At 42.0% G+C, this 3,687-nt stretch carries 3 protein-coding genes; 2 read left to right on the forward strand and 1 reads right to left on the reverse strand.

Going from position 1 to position 3,687, the window contains the following annotated elements; translation table 11 throughout:
* Positions 1–262: 262 nt before the first annotated feature.
* Positions 263–1,201 (reverse strand): alpha/beta hydrolase, encoded by a 939-nt coding sequence (locus ASV53_RS23220; protein ID WP_189337952.1) that lies wholly within the window; start codon positions 1,199–1,201, stop codon positions 263–265.
* A 740-nt stretch (positions 1,202–1,941) separates the two neighbouring features.
* Between ASV53_RS23220 and ASV53_RS23225 the strand changes: the two genes are divergently transcribed.
* Both ASV53_RS23225 and ASV53_RS23230 read left to right on the forward strand, forming a co-directional pair.
* Positions 1,942–2,574, forward strand: a complete 633-nt coding sequence (locus ASV53_RS23225; protein ID WP_094958881.1) for a hypothetical protein — start codon at positions 1,942–1,944, stop codon at positions 2,572–2,574.
* Positions 2,571–3,687, forward strand: a 1,117-nt coding sequence (locus tag ASV53_RS23230; protein ID WP_141226302.1) for a hypothetical protein, incomplete at its 3' end; no start/stop codon positions are given. The genes ASV53_RS23225 and ASV53_RS23230, both read left to right, overlap by 4 nt.

The raw sequence follows: 3,687 nt of genomic DNA on the forward strand, positions 1-3,687 counted from the left end.
AGTCAGCGTGGTTAAAATATTCATTTCATGCGTATTTGTTTGAGTTCAAATAAATGCCAAGTTTTAAATGGTCATTATTGAATCAGTTTATAAATTCCATGTTTGAAAAGTTCGCGTTTATATTGAATCTTTCTGGTTTTTTTAGGCATAAATTGTGAGGAAATAGTAAAAGTGGGCACAGATAAAAGGTCAGCCGTTGTTGAGCTGACCCTTTTAGCGATGAGAGGTGAGATGAATAGGTGCTAGTTGCCTCAACGCATTACTACAACACCTGATAGCAATTTAAATTACCATTAAACTGCATGCCTGCTTTTACGGGGTTCTTACCATCGAACACACGGCTAAAGAAGAGCTTTATGGTTGGGTTTTCTAATGCGGGTTTGTGCCATAAGCGATGGCTATCATTTGCGCCCGCTGCTTCTGTGAAATTGTAATAGGTTGCGTATTTGGCATTCATATTGGCTGCGGTATTACCAATGCGATCAGGGTTGATGCAATCCGAGAAATCCAGTACATCGTCGGTTTCATTCACTGTTACTATCACTCGGCTGCTTTGCCCGAGAGTATCTAGCCATGCGGCATGTTCTGGGTTATCGGCATCGGCCTGATGCAGAAGAATATTTTTAAACACGGCTGCTTGGTGATCATAATCTGGTACTTGCACCACAGATTGCATTAGGTAGTTGCCCAAGCTATGAATTGCCAAGGTTTTGATCTGGCCACAACCACCATTGGCGTCTACAAAACCATATAACTTATCGAATAAACGCTCTAACGCAATGGCCGAACGACGGGCATTTTTACGGGCGCGTTTGTATTCGGTCACCTTACGTAAAATAAAGTTCGGTCCAGGATTGGACGGCCAAGAAAAGGCGATTACATTCACGCCGTACGCTTCTATTTCACGGCACTTTTTTAGGTTCTTCTCAATACTCTGATTAAATCCATGAATAAACAATACACACGGACTGTCGGCATTGGCGAACTTGTCAAAAACATGCTCTAACGGGGTTTGCACTTCATCGGCAATCGCCCCGTTGTGCACAATCGCGGCTTCATCCATCAGCGCTAGCGAGAAGTTGCCCGCATTGTCTTGCTGTGCTTTGGCAACCCGCAAGACTTCAGCTCCTTCGGCATTAAAATTATCGCCAAAGAGTAGCGGATCATCGGTGATGTTTCGGTTTGAGACAAAATAAATCATGGTATTTTCCTTTTTACCCATCGGGATAAGTAAATGTTCAGATACTTGCGTAGGAAAAATTACCGAGGACAAGGAAGAATTCGTAGTAACTAGTGGTGCTAATTGCAAAAATTCTGACGCAGTGATCGGTAATTTTAACAAGCAAGGCTGATTCAGGTACTTATTCTGATTGGTATTATTCAGTGAGTAACATCTGAATCCATACATACCTGTTGGTCTGCTATTGCTAGCCTGAAACCACATGAATCTACACTAAGGAAATACGCTATACCTTATACCTGTCAATGCTCGAAATGCAGGGCTTGGAGGTACGTCATAAGGAAGAAATCAGGACTTTCCCAGAACTGTCAGGCTGTTGTGACCAACGCCTTTTCTGCTGACAGCGTCATAGGAGTGAACGAAGCAGAAAATTGAATCGAATTAAGAGTAGTAGATATTGCGTTATATGCAAGGTGTTGCTTTGTTGTAACGAAAAGCGTTTGTGCCCCAAAACGAGTTTCACTTAGCAATTATACCCTTAATCAATGCGTCCTTTTACCTACATTTCCTAATGCATTGGGATGATAATATGTGTCTATCAAGTCAGTGGCTATTCACCAATCAGTATTCATAACTCAGTTAATAACTGTAGTGTGAGGCGGCTCATACTGTAAAAATTATTAAGTAACTAAGATTTATTTTGCTGTATGCATATTTGTCTTCAATTTCTGTGTTGTGACAGTCTTTTGTGGGGTGACACTATGACTTTTGAGCAGGTACTTATGAGTTTTCTCGAGTATAGAGCTTACGAGAGAATGATTGGGCTGGGTATCGGTGCCCTTTCAGTCCTTCTTGGTTTTTTCTTGTTCAAAAGTGGGATTGAAACACCACAGTCAGCAATAGTTAAGATTGGCAACTATGAATTTAGGTTTCTAAAGGTTGCACCAGGCCTGTTTTTTTCGCTATTTGGAGTTTTGCTGGTTGGGTATATCAACTTTGCCCATCCAAGACTCGAAAGCGTAAAAACATTCCGGCCTGAAAGTGTTGATGGTAAGGCTGCTCAAGCAGAGAGTGAGAGGTTACTTGCTGGTTTCTCTGGCAAGGAGTATGACGAACTAATGCGTTTAGCCAAAGCTATCAATACAGCTGAGGAAGCTGTGAAAAGTCTTCCTGGAGAGGTTCGTAATGGAGTTTCATTGTTAGGTAGGGAGTCATCTTACGGTCAATTATCTCTGGCAGTGAAAGATCTGAAAGTGCAGCTCAATGCAAAAATATTCAGTTCATTTCCTCCGAAAGTTTTCTCTGCTTGTTCTGGTAAAAATGAGATGCCTTCAGGTTACACAGAGGATATTTGTGAGAGGTTAGATAACTTGAAGGAGGCTAGGATAAAATGAAATATTACAGATGGTCGCTTATCATTGCTCTATTTTCATTCCAGACACAGGCACTGGAAGTCTATCCTACTGGTGCTCGGTATGAAAACCTTGTAATGGATATAGTGAACAACACCATTAATCCGCTCCTGTCTTCTCGCTGGGAGGATAAAGATGTCACGGATAATATATGGGTAATCGTAGAGCCAGCGAATGGAATTGCAAACAGCTTTGGCAGAGCTGTCGCGCTCCCTGGTAACCCTAGGAGAATCATCATAAGTGAAGATTTCATTTATGGCTTGGGACAATATATTGCGGCAGATATCATTTCATACGAGCTGAATGATCATCACCTGACAGAGCGTTATTTCAACTATCTATTTTGGCGCCTCCGCCCTGTAAATGAAGGCCCGCCTCCTGTTACTGTTGATAAATGGATTAATTTCACTCCCGAAAACCTAGGCTCATATCAGAGAAATATACTCACGTTCCAATGGCTAGCTCTAACAGATGTGCTGCTCCATGAGGTTGGCCACCATGTTAATGATGGTTTTTATACCCACAATACATCTGCAGCAATAATTCGACGGATAGAGGCAGAAGCGGATAATTGGTCTAGGGAGGCTTTAGCAGATGAATTTCCCGGCGTGAGTTCTATAGGACGAATTTTTTCTGTTGGATATATTTATGAACTGGATCGGGTGCTGCAACAGATTGGTTCACAAACTCACCCTCCTCATTTAAACCGCATATTGGGTACAATTGGCGATTTATGTATAGAGTTAGGAGAAAGTCAAAAAGATCTCTGCGAAAGGTTGTATGTAGATGCAATTCGCAGATTTGAATCTAAGGGCACAGAGGAAGAATATGAGGCTAGAGTAGCTGAAGGTGAAGCGTATGCACACTTCCCTTTAGCAAACATTTTGTTAAGACGAGGAAATATCGAAGAGGCATGCCGCCATTATAAACTGGCGTGGGACAAGGCACGAGTAGAGCGGGCTGCAGTGCATGTAGGATCATGTTATGACAATGTATATTTGAGAGATAAAACTAATGTAGAAGCACTTCAGCAAGCTAAGCGATTCTATGCGATTGCGGCTGATTTGGGCTTTGTTGATGCGAGAGCATATATAG

It is taken from the genome of Photobacterium sanguinicancri, assembly GCF_002265265.1.
GTDB classification, from domain to species: Bacteria; Pseudomonadota; Gammaproteobacteria; order Enterobacterales; family Vibrionaceae; genus Photobacterium; species Photobacterium sanguinicancri.